This is a genomic window from Pseudomonas sp. UBA7500 (assembly GCF_002478435.1).
GTDB lineage: Bacteria > Pseudomonadota > Gammaproteobacteria > Pseudomonadales > Pseudomonadaceae > Aquipseudomonas > Aquipseudomonas palmensis.
Map to the genome: position 1 here is coordinate 45,659 of NZ_DLNW01000020.1, position 21,092 is coordinate 66,750.

A 21,092-nucleotide genomic window follows, 5' to 3' on the forward strand; every position below is an offset into this window, starting at 1 on the left:
GGCATGCGCATTCGCGGCGGTACATCGAGCTGAGCCAAGCGCCCTGGCTGTGCTGGGGCGCATTTTTAAGGCTTGCCTGATAGTGCTGCGCAGCAAAGGGCACTTAAGCTGGCGCCATGAAATTGAAGCATTTCCTGCAACCCACCGACTCGTTCTTCTCCACCCCCAAGGCCGTGCGCCGGCTGCTGCGATTGTTCGCCCAGTTGCTGGTGCTGGGCATGGTGGTGGGTGCGATCATTTCCCTGAGCTCGATTCTCAGAAACGAAGTTTCCCGTCGTCAGGGGCTCATGAGCGATGCCATCGCCAATGCACGGGTGTTCTTCACCCAGCGCGAGGCGTTGCTCAAGAGCCTCTCGCTGTCGGCGGTGGCGAAGCCACCTGGGCAACAGTTCGCGGTGGCGCAACAGGTCGGCCACCGACAGCCCGGTGACGATCTCCGCTGGGACCTGCAGTTGTCCGGGCGCATGGTGGATTTCCTCACCACAAACCGCATCAACCTGCTGTACGTCGCCGATCAGGTGGCGGCCCGCGTGGTGTACCTGAACCGCACGGTCAGCTTCGATACGCCGATCCCTGGCGCGGTGCTGAGCCGCCTGCAGCGTATTGATCCCACCCTGCCCGAGGCGGACCAGGCGGTCTGGCTCAGCGATCAGCAGGCGTCGACGCCGCGGCTGTATCTGTTCGTGCGGGTGGATTTCCACCAGCCCCGATCGGGCTGGCTCGGCATGGAGATGGATGCCAGCGACGTGGCCAGCACGCTGCACGATGACGCGGCAGGGCAGTTCATGATGCTCAACCCCAGAGGCGATGTGATGATGCGCAGCGTGTCGAGCGTGTACCCGTCGCTGCCCTTGCCGAAGCTGGAGACAGGTCATGACTTCGGCTTCTCCGGGGAAGGCTTCTGGCCCGACCAGCTGGTGATGCGCAAGAAGCTGGGCTACTCGGATTGGAAGCTGTTCTATGCCATTGGGCTGGAGGCCTTGCTCAAGGTGTTGTGGTGGCCGTTGCTGGCTGCCAGCGCCCTGATCCTGCTGATCGGCGTGCTGGTGGGGCGCCTGGTGACGCGCGTCGAACGGCGCCTGATCACCCCGGCAACCCAGCGCATCGATGCACTGATCGAAAGTGAAGCGTTCAACCGCGCGATCATCCAGACCGCCCCGGTGGCGCTTTGCGTGCTGCGCCGCGCGGATGGCCAGGTGGTACTGGAGAACACCTTGTCGCAGCAGTGGCTGGGCGAGTGCAAGGAGCGCGAGCGCCTGTGCCACGGCTGGATCGAACAAGCCTTCAGCGACCGCGAACTCGTCCAGTCCGACGAGTTCCAGGCCGGCGACGGTCGCCACCTGCACCTGAGTTTCGTGCGCACCCGCTACAACGGCGAGGACGTGCTGTTCTGCGCCTTCAGCGATATCAGTACGCGCAAGCAGGCCGAGGCCGCGATGACCATGGCCAAGCAGATGGCCGATGCCGCCAATGAAGCCAAGACACTGTTCCTGGCGACCATGAGTCACGAGATACGCACGCCGTTGTATGGCGTGCTCGGAACCCTGGAGCTGCTGGCCCGTACCGAGCTGAGGGGGCCGCAGAAAGACTACCTGCACGCCATCGAGAGTTCCTCGGCAGCGCTGCTCAACCTGGTGTGCGATGTTCTCGATGTGGCCAAGATCGAAGCCGGTCAGTTGGCCCTGGAGGCCAGCGAGTTCTCGCCGCTGGAGCTGATCCACGACGTGACCCAGAGCTACGCCGGTGCTGCGCGCAGCAAGGGGTTGTATCTGTATGCCTTCGTCGACCCGTACATGCCGGCGCTGTTGCGTGGCGACATAACGCGCATTCGCCAGGTGCTGAACAACCTGCTCAACAATGCGGTGAAGTTCACCGAGAGCGGGCAGATCGTACTGCGTGCCAAGGTCGGCTCGATGACCGAGGAACGGGCCGACATCCTCTGGCAGGTCAGCGACAGCGGCCCGGGCATTGCCCCGGACGACCAGGCCTTGCTGTTCGAGCCGTTCTACCAGTCCTCGACCAAGACCAACGTGGTGCCCGGCACCGGTCTGGGCCTGTCCATCTGCCAGCGCCTGGCCGCCTTGATGAACGGCAGCATCCGCGTGGTCAGCGCCGTGGGCCTGGGCAGCAGCTTTACCTTGAGCATTCCGCTGGGGCGCTCGTACCCGATGCCGGCGAGCGATACGCCGCGCCTGGCCGACGAGATGATCTACGTGCATTCCCCGGTGCTGGAAATGGCCGAGTACGTGAGTGGCTGGCTGCGGCGCTGGGGCGCGCAGACCCATATCGGGCTGCCACCCGAGATCCAGGCCGCGCATGACGTGCTGCTGGTGGAGGCCCACCCGCACACCGCGCACCCCGTCCTGCTGGAGTGGAGCGGGCCGCGTGTAGTGATCTGCCCGCAGGAGTGCGAGCCGCCGTCGCAGCAACGCTACTGGCGGGTCAAGCTCAACGACCTGAACGGGCTGCTGGCGGCCGTCAGCCAGGCCCAGGGCATCGCCCCCCCGGCGCCTGGCCGGATCGAGCACGAGATCACCCGGCAACTGGACCTGAGGGTACTGGTCGCCGAAGACAATGTGATCAACCAGCTGATCGTCAAGGACCAGCTGGAGGAGCTGGGGTGCAGCGTGGGCCTGGCCCGCGATGGGCATGAAGCCCTGGCGCTGTGGCAGAACGAGGTGTTCGACGTGGTGCTCACCGACATCAACATGCCACGCATGAACGGCTATGACCTGGCCAAGGCCCTTCGTCGTCAAGGCTGCGTGGTGCCCATCATCGGTGCCACGGCCAATGCCATGCGCGACGAGGGCGATCGGTGCCTGGCGGTAGGCATGCAGCAGCTGCTGGTCAAACCCTTCGGCCTCGGTGCGCTGTTCACCTGCCTGCAGCACTGCCAGCGTGAAGAGAGGCGAGAGTGACGTCGTTGGCCAGAAGCTCCCTACGCCTCGGTATCGGCTTGCTGCTTGGCGTTGCCCTGATCTTCCTGCTGGCGATGACCCACGAGCAATGGGCGGCGCAGTACTGCGTCGACTGCGTCAGCTTCATCCGTGGGGCGAATTTACCGCTGCTGCGCATCGTGCTGGCATTCGCGTTGCTCAGCGCCCTGCTGGGGTGGCTGTACTACCACTATCGCCGGCAGGTCATCGCGCCGGCTCGCCAGGCCCGGAGCGAGCTGCTCGACAGCCAGGCGTTCAGCCTGGCGGTGATCGAAAGTGCACCTGCCGGGCTGATTGTCATCCGCCTGCACGACCACCAGGTGGTGGTGGAAAATCAGCGTGCCAAGGACAGTCGCGAAGTGGCGCAGTCCATCGTCGAGATGGCGCGCCAACCCGGCATCGAACTGTGCGGCGAGGCGAGCATGGTGCTGCAGGGTCGCTGTTACCGGCTCAGTTTCTCCTCGACCCGCTACCAGGACCAGCAGGTGCTGCTGTGCGCGTTCACCGACGTCACCGAACACCTGGAACGCGCGGTGGCCTTGAGCCAGGCCAAGTCCATGGCCGACAAGGCCAGTGAAGCCAAGACCCTCTTCCTGGCGACCATGAGCCACGAGATCCGCACCCCGCTGTACGGCGTATTGGGCACCCTGGAGCTGCTCGGCCTGACCGGCCTCGACCAGCGCCAGATGGATTACCTCAGCATCATCCAGCGCTCGTCCTCCACATTGTTGCAACTGATCAGCGATGTGCTGGACGTGTCCAGGATCGAGTCGGGTCAACTCACCCTTGAGTCGGTGGCCTTTTCGCCATTGGGCCTGATCGAGGACGTGATGTCCGCGCACATCGCCAACGCGCGCGCCAAGGGCCTGCAGATCTATGCCTGCGTGGCACCGGAAATACCCGACCAGCTGGTAGGGGACGAGGTGCGCATCTGGCAGATCCTCAACAACCTGCTGGGCAATGCGATCAAGTTCACCGACATCGGGCGGGTTGTGCTGCGCTGTCGCGTGGCCAGGGGCGAAGGGCAAGACATCACGCTGGAACTCCAGGTCACCGACACCGGCATCGGCATTTCTCCGGAGCAGCAGCTGCACCTGTTCGAGCCGTTCTACCAGGCCCGCGCGAACAACCTTGTCAGCGGCACCGGGCTTGGCCTGTCGATCTGCAGCCGCTTCAGTGCGTTGATGGGCGGCGAGGTGAAGGTGGTCAGCGAACAGGGGTTGGGCAGCAGTTTCACGGTGCGCCTGCCGTTCGTGCTGCCGGACACGCCGTTGCCGGCAGAACCTGGCATCGACCTCGGCGGCGTGCAGGTGTACGTGCGTGCGCCGGTGCTGGAGCTGGCCGAGAACATCGGCAGCTGGCTGCTGCGCTGGCATGCCACGGTTACGGTGCTCAGCGCCGCGCAGCACGAGGTGCACAGCGGGGCGCTGCTGGTCGAGGTACTGGGCAACGGCAAGTGGCTGCCGGACTGGAACGGCCGGCGCCTGTTGTGCGACTACGGCGGCCCGCAGGTTCCCGAGCCGATGGAGGCGGGCTGGCGCGTCAGCGCCAATCATGTGCGGGCGATTGCCGGCGCCGTGCTGATGGAAAAGAACGGCGTCACCGAGCCCGCGCCGCCTGGCGCAGCCCCTGCCTTGCCGGCGCTTGGCCTGCAGGTGCTGGTGGCCGAGGACAACCTGATCAACCAGGCCATTCTCAAGGAACAACTCGAAGCCCTGGGCTGCACCGTGGAACTGGCCAGCGATGGCCAGCAGGCGCTGCAGCAGTGGCGCAAGTACCGCTTCGACGTGCTGCTGACCGATGTCAACATGCCGGTCATGAACGGCTACGAGCTGGCGCGCGCGATACGCCTGCAGAACGCCAAGGCGCCGATCATCGGCGTTACCGCCAATGCCATGCGCGACGAGGGCGAGCGTTGCCAGGCAGCGGGCATGACCTGCTGGGTGGTCAAGCCGCTGAGCCTGACCACCTTGCGCAACCTGCTGCTCAATGTCACCCCGGCGCTGGCGCACGAGGAGGCCCGGCGCCAGCCGTCGCTAGAGCTGTCGGTGCAGTTGGCCGAGGGGGAGTCATCGGCAGCGGGCATCGTGTTGTCGCCGGCCATGCGCGACCTGTTTTTGAGTACCATGGAGAAGGACATCCGCGCCATTCGCCTGGCCCTGGCGGCCGGCGAGCAAACCGACGTCCTGCACAAAGTGCATGGTGTCAGTGGCGCACTGTCGGTGGTGCAGGCGCACGCTCTGGCCAGGCTGTTCGGTGAGCTTGAGCACCGCCTGCGCGCGCCCAGCCTGCAGCTCACCTTGATTGACGATATTCACCAGGCGCTCGACCGGCTCTGCGACATGATGAGGTCGGTATGACCCGGGCCGAGACTTGCCACACTTTGTGCACACCGGAGCGATCATGCATAAAATCACCGTAGTCATCGCCGATGACCACCCGATCGTGCTGTTTGGCGTACGCGAACTCATCAAGTCCGACCCGCGCTTCGAGGTGGTTGGCGAAGCGGGCAGCTCCACCGAACTGATCAACGTGCTGCACGACAAGCAGCCCCAGATCCTGATCACCGACTACAACATGCCGGAGAGTTCCCAGTATGGCGACGGCCTGCGGCTGATCACCTACCTGACGCGCAACTTCCCCGCGCTGCGCGTGCTGGTGCTGACGATGGTGTCCAACAGCCTCATCCTCACGCGGCTTTACAATCTGGGCGTGGCGGGCGTGATCGACAAGCGCACGGTGAACGAAGAGTTGCTGCGCGCACTGGAAGCCTTGAGCCAGAACCGCATCTACAAGCTGGCGCCGGCGAACCGGAACTCGGTGATCGACAACGGCTACCAGATCGACGAGCGCATGGCTTCGCTTTCCACCCGCGAAGTGGAGATCCTGCGTCTGTTCGTGGCGGGCATGAGCCTGCGCGACATCGCGATCAATCAGAATCGCAGCCCCAAGACCATCAGCACGCAAAAGATCGCGGCCATGCGCAAGCTGGATGTGCGCAGCGACCAGGAGCTGATCTCGTACTGCCTGGAGGCCAACCTGTTCCAGTAGGCGTGCCCGCGTTTTCAGGTTTGCCTGATGGCACGGGGCCCGGCTGTATCGTTCAATGGCGTCAAGCGACGGCAGCATTCCACAGGAGGCAATCATGGCGCCCGATCTTGAGCAGCGATGCCCCGACAGCGTGCGGACAATCTTCATTTCACACAGCGAGACAGCGGATGTTCGCCAGTTCATAGGGCAGTACATCGACAGCCGTTGCCTGCGTTCCAGCCCTGCGGTGCGGAACATGGTCCTCGCCGTACTGGCGGACTACCCGGGTGAAGCACCGGTGCGCCTGTACGAGCTCAATGCCTGGCTTGACCACACACTGAGCAGGCGCCCCTTTTACCGGCCAAGTGCACACCTGCTGCAGCTGGTGGTCAGCAATCAGCACATCCCTGCACCCAGCGACCGGGTCGGCGGGGCGTCGACCGTGCAGTAATCGCGCGACGACCTAGCCCTGCTTTTTGATGATGGCATCGGCCACGCTCGCCGGCGCCTCGGCATACTTGGTGAACTCCATGGTGTAGCTGGCGCGGCCCTGGGTCATCGAGCGCATCTGCGTCGAATAGCCGAACATCTCGCCCAGCGGCACGTCGGCGCGGATCACCTTGCCGGCCGGGGTGTCCTCGCCTTCCTGGATCAGCCCGCGGCGCCGGCTGAGGTCGCCGAGGATGTCGCCCTGGTACTCCTCGGGGGTCACCACCTCGACCTTCATCACCGGCTCCAGCAGCACCGCGCCGCCTTTCTGCGCCAGTTGCTTGGTGGCCATCGACGCCGCCACCTTGAACGCCATCTCGTTGGAGTCGACGTCGTGGTACGAGCCGTCGAACACCGTGGCCTTCAGGCCGATCAGCGGGTAGCCGGCCAGCACGCCGTTCTTCATCTGCTCCTCGATGCCTTTCTGGATCGCCGGGATGTACTCGCGCGGTATCACGCCGCCGACCACCTCGTTGACGAACTCCAGGCCTTCCTTGCCTTCCTCGGCCGGGGCGAAGCGGATCCAGCAGTGCCCGTACTGGCCGCGCCCGCCAGACTGGCGCACGAACTTGCCTTCGATCTCGCAGGTGTTGCGGATCTTCTCGCGGTAGGCCACCTGCGGCTTGCCCACATTGGCCTCGACGCCGAATTCGCGGCGCATGCGGTCGACGATGATGTCCAGGTGCAACTCGCCCATGCCGGAGATGATCGTCTGCGCGGTTTCTTCATCGGTGCGCACGCGAAATGACGGGTCTTCCTGGGCCAGCTTGCTCAGGGCGATGCCCATCTTCTCCTGGTCGGCCTTGGTCCTGGGTTCCACGGCCACCGAGATCACCGGGTCGGGGAAGTCCATGCGTTCGAGGATGATCGGCTGGTTGATGTCGCACAGGGTGTCGCCGGTGGTCACGTCCTTCATGCCGATCAGTGCGGCGATGTCGCCGGCGCACACCGCCTTGATCTCGGCGCGCTGGTTGGCGTGCATCTGCACCATGCGGCCCACGCGCTCCTTCTTGCCCTTGACCGAGTTGAGTACCGCATCGCCCGAGTTCAGTACCCCGGAGTACACCCGGGCGAAGGTCAGGGTGCCTACAAAGGGGTCGGTGGCAATCTTGAAGGCCAGCGCCGAGAACGGCTCGCTGTCGTCGGCATGGCGCTCCAGGTGCCGGTCTTCATGATCCGGGTCGGTGCCGTTGATGGAGGGGATCTCGGACGGGGCGGGCAGGTAGTCGATCACCGCGTCGAGCATCAGCGGCACGCCCTTGTTCTTGAACGACGACCCGCAGATGGCCGGCACGATCTCGTTGTTGAGGGTGCGCTGGCGCAGCCCGGCCTTGATCTGCTCGTTGTCGAGTTCGGTGCCGTTGAGGTACAGCTCCATGAACTCGTCGTTGGCCTCGGCGGCGGCCTCGATCATGTGTGCACGCCACTCGGTGGCCAGCTCCAGCATGTCGGCCGGTATCGCCTCTTCGCGGTAGCTGGTGCCGTTGTCGGCCTCGTTCCAGTAGATGGCCTTCATCTTCACCAGGTCGATCTGGCCGATGAAGTGTTCCTCGGCGCCGATGGCCAGCTGGATCGGCACCGGGTGGTGGCCCAGGCGCTTGTCGATCTGTTTGACCACGCGCAGGAAGTCCGCGCCCTGGCGGTCCATCTTGTTGACGTAGGCCAGGCGCGGCACATGGTACTTGTTGGCCTGGCGCCACACCGTCTCGGACTGCGGCTCGACCCCGTCGGCGCCGCTGAACACCACCACCGCGCCATCGAGCACGCGCAGCGAGCGCTCCACCTCGATGGTGAAGTCGACGTGGCCGGGGGTATCGATGATGTTGAAGCGGAATTTCTCGGGGAACTGCTTGGTCGAGCCCTGCCAGAAGGCGGTGGTGGCGGCGGAGGTGATGGTGATGCCGCGTTCCTGTTCCTGGGCCATCCAGTCCATGGTCGCGGCGCCGTCGTGCACTTCGCCCATCTTGTGGTTGACCCCGGTGTAGAACAGGATGCGTTCGGTGGTGGTGGTCTTGCCCGCGTCGACGTGGGCGACAATGCCGATATTGCGGTACAGCTCGATGGGGGTGGTGCGCGCCATGGTCGTTCACCTGTGCAAAAGGCGGGCAGCCTGTGGCCCGGGTTCTTCCAGTTAAGCAGAAGAATGCACGGCTGCTGCTACCGGTCGGCGCGTGTGTTCAGACCTCCACGGTGTAGTTCAGGCCCAGCTCGTCGCCGGGCAGGCCGCGTATGCCCCAGTTTTCGCGGGGGGTCTCGAACAGGGTGATCTCGATGTCCTGGGCGCCGATGCCGGTGTGCTCGCCGATGCGCTGGAACAGTTGGCGGATGAGGTCTTTCCTTGCGGCGCTGGAGCGGCCTTCGAACAGGCTGATCTCGATGATCAGGTAGTGTTCGCTGCGGTCGTCGGGGTAGAGGAAGTCGGCGGGGTCCAGGGCCAGGTAGCGCTGGAAGCGTTTTTCCGGCGGGTACTGCAGGGCGCTCATCACCGCGCCATGGATGGCTTCGGCAAGGGCAGGGCGGTGCTGGTCGAGGGTGGTGCGCAATCCATAGATCTTGATCTGGGCCATGCTGACGTTCCGTGTAGGGCGGGGGAGGTGCATCGTGGCCGATGGCCCTGGCGCCGGCAAGGCCCCCGCTATCATCAGGCCCCCGCCGCCAACCCTTCCAGCACCGCCATCGCCCGTTGCGCATCGGCCTGCGCGACGAAGATATGGTCATGGTAGAACGCGGCCACCACGTTGCAGCTGATGCCGGCCTGGCCCAGCGCCGTGGCGAACGCCGCGGTCAGGCCCACCGCCTCCAGCGACGAATGCACCGTCAGGGTGATCCACGCGGCCTCGTAGCTGAAAGGCAGTTTCAGCGCCTCGGCCCGCCCACGCGACACGATCACCGTCAGCCCCTCCTGCTCGCGAAAACTGCCGATCACCTCGTCAGGCTGCAGCCCCGACCAGTCGGCCAGCGTGCAGAACACGTAGCTGCCTTCATTCAACTGCGGCCGCATGCTGCGCAACAGCGCGGCCAGACTTGTTTCACCCGACATGATCGTGCCCCTGCAAAAGAAATCGGCCGCCAGTCTGGCAGCCGATTGTTGATCAGCAAAATCAATTCTGCTGGGCCTGCATAAGTGCAGCTTCTGGCGTTCAGGCCTGCGTCCAGCGCCCATCCGCCGCATCCGAGCGCACGCAGGCATCAATGAAGCGCATGCCGCGTACCCCATCCTCGGCCGTCGGGCACAGCAGCGACTGCGCGCTCGGCGCACGGTGCTCGCGGCGCGCCATGATCCGCTCGGCCGCCTCGCTGTAGATGTTGGCGAACGCCTCCAGCAGCCCCTCCGGCTGGCCCGCCTTGATTCGCGTCGACAACCTGGCCGACTCGCTCAGCCAGGCCTCGCCACGGCGCAGGATCTGGTGCGGCTGGTCCTGATGACGCAGCTCCAGCCGGTCGGGTTCCTCTTGATGCCAGTACAGCGAACCGGTGGAGCCGAACACACGCAACTGCAGGCCATGCCGGTGCCCGGCCGCCACGAAGCTGGCCCACAGCATGCCGCGCGCGCCATTCTGCAGGCGCAGCTTCACGTGTGCGTTGTCGTCCGACTGGCGCCCCGGCACCAGGGTGCTCAGCTCGGCCGACACTTCGCTGACCTCCTGCCCGGTGACAAAGCGCAGCAACTGGTGGGCATGCACGCCCACATCTGCCAGCACCGATGAGGCCCCGGCCTGAGCCGGATCGGTGCGCCAGGCCAGCGCCTTGACCCCTTGCTGCTCCAGCGGGTGGGTGCCGAAGGCGCTGGCGTGTTCCACCTGCACCAGGCGCACCTCGCCGATGGCGCCGCGCTCGATCAGCTCGCGGGCTTCGCGCACCAATGGGTAGCCACTGTAGTTGTGGGTCAGCAGGTGCAGCGCCGGGCCCTTGCGTGCGCGTTCAAGCAGTTGCTGCGCCTCGGGCAGGCTCGAGGCCAGCGGCTTGTCGCAGATCACGTCGATGCCCTGGTCGAGAAACGCCAGGCTGGCCGGCACGTGCACCGCGTTGGGCGCCATGATCGCCACCGCCTGCACGCCATCGGCGCGCGCGGCTTCGGCCACGGCCATGCGCTGGAAGTCCGGGTACACCCGCTCCGGCGCTACGCCGTAGGCCTGGGCAGCGGCGCGGTTGCGTGCCGGGTCGCGGGCGAAGACCCCGGCCACCAGTTCGAAGTGCCCGTCCAGTTGCGCGGCGTAGCGGTGGGTGGCGCCGATCGACGACTCCAGGCCGCCGCCGACAAAACCCAGGCGCAGGCGCTGGCTGGGGTTGGCTACGGTTTTCATTGCGCGGCTCCTTGCGCGGTGCGCTGCAGGTGGGCGAAGTGGTTGATGGCCAGCACGTAGCCATGGGTGCCGAACCCGGCCAGTACCGCCTGGGCCACCAGCGACACATAGGAGTGGTGGCGGAAGGCTTCACGCTTGTGCACGTTGGAAATGTGCACCTCGATCACCGGCACCTCGGCGGCGATCAGCGCGTCGTGGATCGCCACCGAGGTATGGGTCCAGGCACCGGGGTTGATCACGATGCCGGCCACGCGGCCACGGGCCTGGTGAATCCAGTCGATCATCTGGCCCTCGTGGTTGGTCTGGTGGAACTCGATGTCCAGGTCCAGGCGTTGGCCGGCGCTGTGGCACAGCGCCTGCACATCGGCCAGGGTTTCGCGGCCGTACACCTCGGGCTGGCGCAGGCCGAGCATGTTGAGGTTGGGGCCATTGAGCACGAGCAGGGTCTTCATTGGGCGGTTTCCGTAGCAGGGGTGGTGCGCAGGGCCTTGGCCCGCAGCGCGTCATACACGGGTTTGTCGAGGGCCACGGCGTCCGGCTTGCCGAGCTGGTCCAGGGGCGTGCGGTAGGTTTCCGGAGCGCTCCAGGCAGCCACGGCCGAAATGGCGGTGACCGCGCAGGTGATGGCGCCGATCAGCAGCGGCACGTTGTTCGAGCCGGGCGGGGCCACGGCGGTGAACAGCGCCGGAAGCAGGGCGGTGATCATGTAGCCGACGTTCTGCGCGATGGCCATGGCCGACACGCGGTAGTGGGTCTGGAACTGTTCGGGGAAGAAGCTGGGGAAGATCGCGTTGTAGCCCTGGTAGACCATGCCCCACATCAGCAGCGAGGCGCCGAACGCCAGCGGCAGGTTGTGCAGGCTGATGGCATACAGGTAGACGAACGACATCAGCCCGCAGCCCAGTGCGCTGCAGATGATCAGCGGGCGCCGCCCGATGCGGTCGGAGAGGTTGCCCACGAACGGGATCACCAGCACCGCGACGATGTTGCCCACCACCGGAATCCACAGGTACACGCTCTTGTCGAAGCCCACGCCATAGGCCGGCTGCACCGCGTAGGCGGCGCCGAAGATGGTGGTCACCACCGGGATCACGTTCATCAGCGACACGCCGAACACCACCAGCATGCCGCGCCAGCTGTAGGTGAAGGCATCGCGGATCGGCGAGCGCGCGGTCTGCTTGGCGGCCACCTTGAAGGCCTCGGGCTCCTTGACCTCGCGGCGAATGATGTAGGCGGCGATCAGCACCGCGGCGCTGAGCAGGAACGGGATGCGCCAGCCCCAGCTGTTGAAGGCGTCGCTGGGCATGAAGTACGCCAGCGGCAGGAACACCGCCGCTGCCATCACCTGGCCGGCCTGTACGCCCTGCAGGGTGAAGCTGGCAAAGAAGCCGCGGCGCCCGGGCGGTGCGTGTTCGAGAATCATCGAGCTGGCCCCGGCGATCTCGCCGGCCACCGCAAAGCCCTGCACCAGGCGCAGCACCACCAGCAGCGCCGGCGCCCAGTAGCCGATCTGCTCGAAGGTCGGCAGCAGGCCCACGGCCATGGTCGCGATGCCCATCAGAAACATGCACAGCAGCAACACGTTCTTGCGCCCGCGGGTGTCGCCCCAGTGGCCGAGCACGAAGGCCCCGACCGGGCGCGCCAGGTAGCCCACGCCATAGGTGGCCAGGGAGGCGAAGATGGCCAGCTTGGGGTCGGTGCTGGGGAAGAAGATCTGCGGGAAGATCAGCGCCGCGGCCTGGGCATAGATGAAGAAGTCGTAGTACTCCAGCGCAGAGCCGACCCAACCGCTGGCGGTGGCTTTGCGGGTTTGGCGCGCACTGTGCGCGGCGTCATGTGTGGCCATCGCAATTCTCCGTTTGTTGTTTTTATTGGGGGCACGCAGGCGTCCCGGCGCAGGGCCGGGGCACCGATGTTCAGAGGCTGTCGATCATTACCGTGTGGCCGCAGCGGGCGGCTTGGCCAATGGCGTCGATGACCTGCAGGTTGCGCAGGCCGTCGCGCACGCTCACCAGCGGCCGGGCCTGGCCACGGATCACCTGGCAGAAGTGCGCCAGCTGGCGGGCCAGCGGGTCGGCCTCGTCGAGGCTGGCGGTGGCGCACTGGAACGGCCGCCACCACGAGCGCTGTTCATCGCGGGCGTAGTACTTGAGGCGCATGGTCGGTATCGACAGCGAGCCCTGGGTGCCGGCCAGTACGTAGCAGTCCTCGTCGGCGTAGCTGGGGTAGTCGAGGTTCTCGCGGGCGGTCTGCTCCCAGCTGCGCGCGCAGGCGGCGGTGTCGGAGAGCATGAAGGTGCCCAGCGCGCCGCTGGCAAAGCGCAGGCTGATGGCGATGCTGTCTTCCACGGCAAAGCCGCGGGTGGCGTTGGACGCCTGGGCCTGCACCGCGACGATCTCGCCGCACAGCGAACGCAGGTTGCCGATCTCGTGGATCAGGTTGATCAGCACCGGGCCGCCGCCGGCCTCGCGGCGCCAGGGGGCGGCGTCGAAGTAGTCGTCGGGCTTGTAGAACAGCGCGCTGCCCATCACCGCCACCAGGTTGCCCAGTACCCCTTCGGCAATCACTTCGCGGGCCTTGTGCAGGATCGCACTGTGGGCGCGGTGGTGGCCCACCAGCAGGCGTGCGTCACGCTGCTCGGCGATGGCCAGCAGGCGCTTGCCGTCTTCCAGGGTATGCGCCACCGGCTTTTCGATCAGTGCCGGTATGCCGTGCTCCACGCAGGCCAGTGCGCCGTCGACATGCAGGTGGTTGGGCGTGGCCAGGATCACCCCGTCCGGGCGCTGCGTGCCGAACAGTTCGGCCAGCCCCGGGTACAACGGTACGCCGCAGGCGTTGGCCAGTTCGGCGGCGGCGGGCGAGGGGTCGACGATGGCGGCCAGCTGGCACTCGGCGCTGGCCTGGATCAGTTCGATATGGCGGCGGCCGATCAGGCCGGCCCCGGCCACGGCAAGGCGTAATGCAGTCATGGTTCTCACTTTCTTGTTCTGGGTCGAAGCGCGTTTGTGAGAGGCTAATAAAAAAGCGCCAGGAGATAATCGGGCCAGATGAAGAATCAGAATGCGCTGATAGCGAATAATGAGCCGTTGCTGCGTGACCTTCAGTTGTTCTGCGAGGTGGCGCGGCGCTCCAGCTTCATTGCGGCAGCCACCGAGACCGGGCTGTCGCCGGCGCATGTGAGCAAGCGCATCGCCACCCTGGAGACGATGCTCGGGGTCAAGCTGTTCAACCGCACCACGCGGCGGGTCAACATCACCAGCGATGGCGAGGCGACGTTCGTGTGGGCGCAGAAGATCCTCGAGGACGTGGGCGCGATGTTCGATGCGTTGTCCGGCGGGCAGCGCGAGCCGCAAGGCACCTTGCGCGTGTGCACCAGCCTGCGCCTGGGGCGCGAGCACGTGGCGCCGATCCTGTCGCTGCTGCGGCGCCAGTACCCGGCGCTGGAGGTGTGGGTGGAGCTGCTGGACCGGCGCGTGGACCTGATTGCCGACAACTTCGATATCGATGTGCGGGTGGGCGAGGTGCAGGAAAAACACCTGATCGCGCACCGCATCGCCAGCAGCTCGCGGGTGCTGGCGGCAGCCCCGGACTACCTGGCGCGGCGCGGCCAGCCGCGGGTGCCGGCCGACCTGGCGCAGCATGACTGCCTGCTGTTTCGCAGCCGCGACGACCGTTTCGGGGTATGGCGCCTGGTGGGGCCCAATGGCGCCGAGACGGTGAAGGTGACCGGGCCGATGGCCTCCAACCACAGCGACATCGTGCGCCAGTGGGCCCATGACGGGCACGGCATCATCATGGCTTCGCGCTGGGACGTGGCGGCCAGCCTGACCAGCGGGGCGCTGGTACAGGTGCTGCCGGGGTATCACCAGCCGGCGGACATCTGGGCGGTGACGGCGGTGCGCTCGTCAAGCTCGGCCAAGGTGCGCAGTTGCGTGGCGTTTCTGCGTGAGCAACTGGCGCAGGGGCCCTATGCGCTGGCTGGGGGAAGGGCGGGGCAATAGTGGGACGGCCTTCGCCAGCAAGGCTGGCGCCTGCACCCTGCGGGCGAAGGCCGGGGCCTCAGAACCAGCGGTCGCTGCGCTTGCGCCCGCGGCTGAGCATCGGCAGGATCAGCCCCGCCAGCAAGCCGGCCCCGGCAATCCCCCCGCCGTACACCATGTAGCGCATCAGCACCTGCTTGTTCTCGTCGCCCAGCTGCGCCTGGGTAGCGCGCAGTTGCGATTGCGCATCGCCCAGCTCGGCATTGAGCGCGGTGCTGCGCGCCTCCAGTTCTTCGATCAGGGCCTTGCGTGAATCCAGTGTCTCCTGCATGCCCTGCACCCGGGTCTTCCAGCTGTCGTCGATGGTCTTGAGCTGCTCGCTCAACTGGCTCACCTGTTCGCTCAGTTGCGGCACGCGCTCGGCCTGGCCGGGCACCGTCTGCAGGTCGCTGCTGTTGATCCACACGGTATCGCCCGACTCGCCACGTACCTGGCTGTAGTTGCCCTGGCTGGTCAGCAGGGTGACCTTCTGGCCGGATTTGAGGTTGCCGACGATCCGGTGCCCGTCGGTAGGGCCGCTGCGCACGTAGGTGCTGAGGCTGTCGCTGACCCAGCGTTCATTGCCGCTGCCTTCCTCGGCGTGGGCCGGGCCACACAGGATGACCAGGCTGCCGAGCAGGCCGGGGATAAGAGAGCGCCGTGCGCGAAGCTGAAAAGATGGGGGCATGGTGATCTTCTTGAAAACGGAAAAAATGAAACCCACAGACCATTTTTTGCCCGTCAGGTTCACTGCGCACTGACGAAGGGCAGGCACGAATCGTGGCAATGCCGGAGAAGTTTCCTACCTGACAGCAGGATGCCCCCTGATAGGGGCGGGGCATGACCGGGAATAGTCTTACGCGGCTTGAACAACGGTCTGTCTTTCTCATGTTATGGAGTCTTTCAATGGTTGCTAAACGCACCACGAACTACCTGGCCGCCAGCAGCCTGCTGATGGTGCTGGCCGGTTGTGCCGGCGTGCCCGTGCCCACCGAGCAGGTCGAACTGACCCGCAACGCGGTCAGCCGCGCCGTGACCGCCGACGCCACCCAGTACGCGCCAGCCGAAATGAAGGCCGCCCAGGACAAGCTGTACGCCGTCGAGCGCGCCCTGGGCGAACGGAACCTTGTCGCGGCCCGCACCCTGGCCGAGCAGGCCGAGGCCGATGCCAACTTGGCCGAGCGCAAGGCGCGTGCCGCCAAGGCCCAGCAGCAACTGCGCAGCGCGCAGCAGGGCATTGAAGTGCTGAAGCAGGAAATGCTCCAGTCGCCCGACGCCATCACCCCCACGATCACGCCGTAAGGATGCCCGTCATGTCCGTCAAATACCTGTTGCCTGCCGTTTCCGTGATGGGCCTGTTGCTCGCCGGTTGCAGCACTACCGCCGAAAACCCTGGCCTGCTGCAAGCCCGCGAGCACTTCAGCGTGCTGCAGAGCAAGCCGGAGTCCAGCCGCCTGGCGGCACTGGAAACCAAGGATGCGTTCAATGCCCTGGGCAAGGCCGAGCTGGCTTCGATCAAGGACCGCAAGGCCCCGCAGATCGAGCAGCTGGCCTACCTGGCCAACCAGAAGATCGCCGTCGCCGAGCAGACCATTGCCCTGCGCCAGGCCGAAGCCGGCCTGCAGGGCATCGAGGCGCAGCGCACCCAGGCCCGCCTGGACGTGCGTACCGCGCAGCTCAAGGCCCTGCAGCAGCTCAAGGCCAAGCAGACCGAGCGTGGCACCGTGGTGACCTTCGGCGATGTACTGTTCGACACCGGGCGTGCCGAACTCAAGGCTGGCAGCCAGCGCAACATCGACCAGTTGGCCGAGTACCTGCGTGCCAACCCGGAGCGCAAGGTGCGGGTCGAGGGCTTCACCGACTCGACCGGCAGCGACAGCCTCAACCAGCAGCTGTCAGAGCGTCGCGCAGCGGCTGTGACCAACGCCCTGCGCCGCAACGGGGTGGATGCCGGGCGCATCATCAGTGCCGGCTATGGCAAGGAGTACCCGGTGGCCTCCAACGCCGACGCGCAGTCGCGTCAGCTCAACCGCCGCGTCGAAGTGATCATCTCCCACGGCAATGCTGCCGTCGGCCAGCGCTGAGGCCTACAGCAGCCGGGTCAGCAGCCAGTACAGCCCGCCCGACAGCATGATCGCTGCGGGCAGGGTCAGTACCCAGGCCATCGCCAGGTTGGCGATGGTGCGCAATTGCAGGCCCGAACCGTTGGCCACCATGGTGCCGGCCACCCCGGACGACAGTACGTGGGTGGTCGACACCGGCAGCCCGTACATGTCCGCCGCACCGATGGTGCACATCGCCACCAGCTCCGCCGAAGCCCCCTGGGCGTAGGTGAGGTGGGTCTTGCCGATCTTTTCGCCCACCGTGACCACGATGCGCCGCCAGCCGACCATCGTGCCCAGCCCAAGGGCAATCGCCACCGCCACCTTGACCCACAACGGAATGAACCGGGTGGCGTCGTCGATGCGGCTCTTGAACAACTGCACCTGCGCGGTGGCGGCCGCGTCGAGCCCGCCGTGCTGGTGCTTTTGCATCAGGCGGATGGCTTCGCTGGTCAGGTACATGTCGTTGCGCACGTTGGCCATGGCCTCGGCCGGTACGTGGGTCAGCGAGCCGTAGCCTGCGACTTCCGCGCCGATCAGGCCGGCCAGTGCCGCCAGGGCCGGTACCAGCTCGGGGCTCGGTTGCCGCTCGCGCAGGTACAGGGTGAGGGTGGCGCGCGGGTCGCCGACGTGAGGCTGCGCCGACTGGCCGAGCAACTGCTGCTGGGTGGCCTGGGCCACGGCGGCAAACTGCAGCGACTGGTCGGCCGGCATGGTGCGGTTAAGCGCGTAGGCCATCGGCAGGGTACCCACCAGAATCAGCATGATCAGGCCCATGCCCTTCTGCCCGTCGTTGGAGCCGTGGGCGAACGACACCCCGGTGCAGGTGGCGATCAGCAGGCCGCGAATCCACCAGGGCGGCGGGGCGTCGCCGACCGGCGCCTGGTACAGCTCGCGGCGCTTGACCAGCATGCGCAGGCCCACCAGCAGCAGCGCCGCGCAGGCAAAGCCCACCAGGGGCGAGAACAGCAGCGCGTAGCCCACCTTGCTGGCCTGGGTCCAGTCCACGCCGCTGGTGCCGTCGCGCCCGTTCATCAGCGCATTGGCCACGCCCACGCCGATGATCGAGCCGATCAGGGTGTGCGAGGAGGAGGCCGGCAGCCCCAGCCACCAGGTGCCCAGGTTCCAGATGATCGCGGCCAGCAGCAGGGCGAAGACCATGGCAAAGCCGGTGGCCGAACCCACCTGCAGGATCAGCTCCACCGGCAGCAGGGCAATGATGCCGAAGGCCACCGCGCCGCTGGACAGCAGCACCCCGATGAAATTCCAGCACCCCGACCACACCACGGCGAACTGCGCCGGCAGCGAGTTGGTGTAGATCACGGTGGCCACGGCGTTGGCGGTGTCGTGGAAACCGTTGACGAATTCGAAACCCAGGGCAATCAGCAGTGCCAGGCCCAGTAGCAGGAAGGGCGTCCAGGTGGTGACCACGGTACCGGCGGCATCGATGTCGCGGAACAGGCTCCAGGCGGTGTACACCAGGCCCCCCAGCAACAGGCAGACGAACAGGGTGGCGGAGGCGCGGCCGGGGCGGGTGGCCAGTTGTGCAAGGGAGGGGCGGCCACCCGCGGAGTCAAGGGTGGTGCTGATCGGGGTTGTCATTAGACGGGTCCGGTAGGGTGGAAGTCGTGCCTGGCGCATCAAGGATAAAAACCCTGAGTGATGGCATAGTGACTTCGATCAACAAAAACGCGGGTTGCCCAGCTACGCTTACACCCAGGCAGTGGGAGGAACGTGCCGATGATTCAGTGCAAACGGGCCTATGAGGCGCCTGCGCCGCAGGATGGCGAGCGGGTGCTGGTGGATCGGATGTGGCCGCGCAACCGGCGCAAGGATCAGTTGCACCTGAGTGCCTGGCTACCGGAGGTGGCGCCGTCGTCGGCGTTGCGCCAGGCCTTTCACCGCGGTGAGGTGGACTACGACGGGTTCTGCCAGCGGTATCGCCAGGAGCTGGCCGACCGGCCGCAGCATTGGTGGGGGCTGCTGGACAAGGCCCGTGGCGGCACCCTGACCCTGGTGTATGCGTTCAAGGATGAACAGCACAACAATGCGCGAGTGCTGGCCCAGTGGCTGGAGGATGAGCTGGATCGCCAGGGGCCCGGGAGTTCGCCGGTTTGCTATGCCGATGAGCTGGGGCCTAAAGTGTGACTCTCTGAATCTGCGTTACGGCCATCGCGGGTCAAGCCCGCTCCCACAAGGCCCCCGCCTTACCTGTGGCAGCGGGCTTGACCCGCGATGGCCGCGCCGAAAATCCCCTGACGGGCACCCAAATGACCCCAACCCTGACCCCCGCCACCGACCTGCACCGAACCTTCGCCCGCGACCTCACGCGCCGCGCCATGCTGGCGTACTACCGCGAATTCGATCTGCTCTGGCTGGAAGAAGCCTTCGACCAGGCCTGGGGCTGGCGCGAGCAATGGCTGATTGTCGACGCCGGACAGCCCCTGGGCTTCTGCAGCCTCAGCCAGGACAGTCGTGCGCTGTACATCCGCGAACTGCACCTGGTCGAGGCCGCCCGCGGCAAGGGCATCGGCGGCTGGGTGCTGGAGCAACTGGCCGAATGGGCCGGCAGGCACCATCTGCCGCTGCTGCGCCTGACCGTGTTCAAGAGCAATCCGGCCCAGGCCCTGTACCTGCGCCACGGCTTCGTCGCGCAGGGTGAGGACGAATGCTTCGTGCGCATGCAGCGGGTTATCGGCTAGCACTCTGCACGCAGGTCAGCCCCGGCTGCGGGTTACCGGCGGCCACCCGGCGTACCTGCACCACGCAGCCCTGGCGCACGGTGGCGTCGAGCAACGGGCCCTGCACCGGCAGCAGGTCGCCGATCAGCAGGTTCTGCAGCAATGGCTTGCCCTCGAAACGGTTGCTGCCCAGCAGCACCTGGTCCATGCCTTCCACCCGAACCACCGCCTTGCCCACCCGGCCCAGGGTGTTGCCGCCCAGAATCAGCGGCCCGGCCAGCGGCTGGGTGTTGCGCAGGCTGATGGCGTACTCGGGGGTGTTGCCGATGTGGTTTTCCAGCATGACCGCGCCAGCCACGTCGCTGGCGTCCACCGCGCTGCCCTGGCTGTTGCCGATGAAGTTGCCTTCGATCAGCACCGGCATCTCGCCCTTGAGGTTGCGCAGCAGCACGCCGTTGCCGCGGCTGGCGCCGATGCGGTTGCCGCTCAGCAGCAGGGCGCCTTGCTGGTCGCTGACCTCGATGGCGGCCTTGTGCGTGCCCAGGATCAGGTTGTCGTCGAGCCAGGCGCGGGTCTGCCCGCGCAGGCGGATGCCGCTGTTGTTGTCGACCCCGCGAATCTGGTTGTGCGCCATGCGCATCTGGCTGTCGCGCACGTCCACGCCATACTGCTGGGCACTTTCGAAGCGGCTGCCCTCGATCACCCCACGGCTGTGCTGCAGCTCCACCGCCGACAGCTCGCTGAACTGGCTGTCGCGTATCAGCACGCTGGCCGGCCGGGTGGCCGGCGATTGCTGGCTGCTCAGGGCAGTGGTCAGGCCCCGCGACAGGTTGGCGTTGTAGCCCAGGCGGTTGAGGGTGGCGCCGATCAGCTGGGTATGGCTGCCGGCCCAGGCCACCACGAACGGGCGCCAGGCGCGCTCGGTGTTGCCGGCCTTGTCGCCGGCCACGCTTTCCAGGCGCGACTGGTTCAGGCCCAGCCAGCCCTGGTTGATCAGGGCCGTGCCCGAATAGCTGTAGAGGTACAGGCTGGTGCCCTCCAGCACCAGCCCACCATTGGCGGCGATCATCAGCGGGTAGCTGAGCAGGTAGCCGTCCTTGTAGCGCTTGAGTACCTGCGGGTTGTTCAGGGTGTCGGCCAATTGCGCCAGGGTGATGCTGCCACCCTGGATCAGCACCGCCTGCGGGTGGTGCGCCTGGTAGCCGGCCACGGCGCGGAACAGGCCGTTGTTGACGAACGGCTCGAACGGCCAGCTGCCGCCCTGGGCCGAGAACATCGGTTGCAGGCTGACAGTGGCACGCCCGCCGGGGCGCGGGCGTTCCTGCAGGGTGAAGCTCACCGCTTCGCGGGTGCTGGCCTGCACCTGTTGCACCTGCGCCTGGTAGTCGTTGGGGCTGACCACGCGCAGTGCCTGCTGCATCGGCAGGCCTTGGGGGGCGGCGTGGGCCACGCCGGCGAGGCCGGCCAGCAGCAGGCCGGCCAGTCGGGTAAAGCGGAAAATGCGGGCAGGCTGGGCCATGGCGATTCGTCC

Annotated in this window: 19 protein-coding genes; 9 read left to right on the top strand and 10 right to left on the bottom strand. The window is 66.3% G+C overall.

Translation table 11 applies throughout. The features are described from left to right. Positions 1–116: 116 nt before the first annotated feature. From B4I46_RS09460 to B4I46_RS09475, 4 genes are all read left to right on the top strand, one after another. Positions 117–2,918 (top strand): ATP-binding protein, encoded by a 2,802-nt coding sequence (locus tag B4I46_RS09460; RefSeq protein ID WP_286899837.1) that lies wholly within the window; start codon positions 117–119, stop codon positions 2,916–2,918. After that, the gene (locus B4I46_RS09465; RefSeq protein ID WP_286899838.1) at positions 2,915–5,296 is read left to right on the top strand and encodes an ATP-binding protein; all 2,382 of its coding nucleotides are present in this window, start codon (positions 2,915–2,917) and stop codon (positions 5,294–5,296) included. Before B4I46_RS09460 ends, B4I46_RS09465 begins: the two co-directional genes overlap by 4 nt. A gap of 43 nt (positions 5,297–5,339) precedes the next feature. Then, complete coding sequence (locus tag B4I46_RS09470; RefSeq protein WP_043861102.1) at positions 5,340–5,987, top strand: response regulator; 648 nt, start codon at positions 5,340–5,342, stop codon at positions 5,985–5,987. 94 nt (positions 5,988–6,081) lie between these two features. Continuing rightward, a complete protein-coding gene (locus tag B4I46_RS09475) occupies positions 6,082–6,417 on the top strand; it encodes a hypothetical protein (protein ID WP_078481079.1) in 336 nt (111 codons plus the stop codon). Positions 6,418–6,429: 12 nt separating this feature from the next. On the opposite strand, the gene fusA is transcribed toward B4I46_RS09475, so the two are convergent. From fusA to B4I46_RS09510, 7 genes are all read right to left on the bottom strand, one after another. Then, a complete protein-coding gene (fusA, locus tag B4I46_RS09480; protein WP_078481078.1) occupies positions 6,430–8,535 on the bottom strand; it encodes an elongation factor G in 2,106 nt (701 codons plus the stop codon). A 97-nt stretch (positions 8,536–8,632) separates the two neighbouring features. After that, positions 8,633–9,022 (bottom strand): tautomerase family protein, encoded by a 390-nt coding sequence (locus B4I46_RS09485; RefSeq protein ID WP_078481076.1) that lies wholly within the window; start codon positions 9,020–9,022, stop codon positions 8,633–8,635. A gap of 74 nt (positions 9,023–9,096) precedes the next feature. Then, the gene (locus B4I46_RS09490) at positions 9,097–9,495 is read right to left on the bottom strand and encodes an ACT domain-containing protein (RefSeq protein WP_054916498.1); all 399 of its coding nucleotides are present in this window, start codon (positions 9,493–9,495) and stop codon (positions 9,097–9,099) included. Between the two features lie 100 nt (positions 9,496–9,595). Further along, positions 9,596–10,759: a Gfo/Idh/MocA family protein gene (locus tag B4I46_RS09495; RefSeq protein WP_286899840.1), complete on the bottom strand. Its 1,164-nt coding sequence runs from the start codon at positions 10,757–10,759 to the stop codon at positions 9,596–9,598. Beyond that, positions 10,756–11,211: a type II 3-dehydroquinate dehydratase gene (gene aroQ / locus B4I46_RS09500; RefSeq protein ID WP_043861097.1), complete on the bottom strand. Its 456-nt coding sequence runs from the start codon at positions 11,209–11,211 to the stop codon at positions 10,756–10,758. The genes B4I46_RS09495 and aroQ overlap by 4 nt, the downstream gene beginning before the upstream one ends. Next, a complete protein-coding gene (locus B4I46_RS09505; protein WP_078481072.1) occupies positions 11,208–12,605 on the bottom strand; it encodes an MFS transporter in 1,398 nt (465 codons plus the stop codon). Before B4I46_RS09505 ends, aroQ begins: the two co-directional genes overlap by 4 nt. A gap of 70 nt (positions 12,606–12,675) precedes the next feature. Continuing rightward, the gene (locus B4I46_RS09510; protein WP_282361352.1) at positions 12,676–13,728 is read right to left on the bottom strand and encodes a Gfo/Idh/MocA family protein; all 1,053 of its coding nucleotides are present in this window, start codon (positions 13,726–13,728) and stop codon (positions 12,676–12,678) included. Positions 13,729–13,806: 78 nt separating this feature from the next. On the opposite strand from B4I46_RS09510, the gene B4I46_RS09515 reads away from it, so the two are divergent. Beyond that, a complete protein-coding gene (locus tag B4I46_RS09515) occupies positions 13,807–14,760 on the top strand; it encodes a LysR family transcriptional regulator (RefSeq protein ID WP_043861094.1) in 954 nt (317 codons plus the stop codon). Positions 14,761–14,818: 58 nt separating this feature from the next. Here the strand turns inward: B4I46_RS09515 and B4I46_RS09520 are convergent, their stop codons facing one another. Beyond that, positions 14,819–15,466 carry a TIGR04211 family SH3 domain-containing protein gene (locus tag B4I46_RS09520; protein WP_286899843.1) on the bottom strand — a complete coding sequence of 216 codons (648 nt, stop codon included), beginning with the start codon at positions 15,464–15,466 and terminating at the stop codon, positions 14,819–14,821. Between the two features lie 218 nt (positions 15,467–15,684). Between B4I46_RS09520 and B4I46_RS09525 the strand changes: the two genes are divergently transcribed. Both B4I46_RS09525 and B4I46_RS09530 read left to right on the top strand, forming a co-directional pair. Beyond that, positions 15,685–16,080, top strand: coding sequence for a DUF4398 domain-containing protein (locus B4I46_RS09525; protein ID WP_052504235.1), 396 nt, complete (start codon positions 15,685–15,687; stop codon positions 16,078–16,080). A gap of 11 nt (positions 16,081–16,091) precedes the next feature. Continuing rightward, on the top strand, positions 16,092–16,862 hold the full coding sequence (locus tag B4I46_RS09530; RefSeq protein ID WP_043861092.1) for an OmpA family protein: 771 nt from the start codon (positions 16,092–16,094) through the stop codon (positions 16,860–16,862). A gap of 3 nt (positions 16,863–16,865) precedes the next feature. Here the strand turns inward: B4I46_RS09530 and B4I46_RS09535 are convergent, their stop codons facing one another. Continuing rightward, a complete protein-coding gene (locus B4I46_RS09535; protein WP_286899848.1) occupies positions 16,866–18,482 on the bottom strand; it encodes an inorganic phosphate transporter in 1,617 nt (538 codons plus the stop codon). Positions 18,483–18,620: 138 nt separating this feature from the next. On the opposite strand from B4I46_RS09535, the gene B4I46_RS09540 reads away from it, so the two are divergent. After that, complete coding sequence (locus B4I46_RS09540; protein WP_054916493.1) at positions 18,621–19,028, top strand: DUF488 domain-containing protein; 408 nt, start codon at positions 18,621–18,623, stop codon at positions 19,026–19,028. 122 nt (positions 19,029–19,150) lie between these two features. Then, entirely contained in the window at positions 19,151–19,582 is a 432-nt protein-coding gene (locus B4I46_RS09545) for a GNAT family N-acetyltransferase (protein ID WP_286899851.1), read from the top strand. Here B4I46_RS09545 and B4I46_RS09550 read toward each other — a convergent pair. Then, positions 19,572–21,080 (bottom strand): right-handed parallel beta-helix repeat-containing protein, encoded by a 1,509-nt coding sequence (locus B4I46_RS09550; protein WP_286899853.1) that lies wholly within the window; start codon positions 21,078–21,080, stop codon positions 19,572–19,574. The two genes, B4I46_RS09545 and B4I46_RS09550, sit on opposite strands and share 11 nt — an antisense overlap. Positions 21,081–21,092 lie beyond the last annotated feature (12 nt).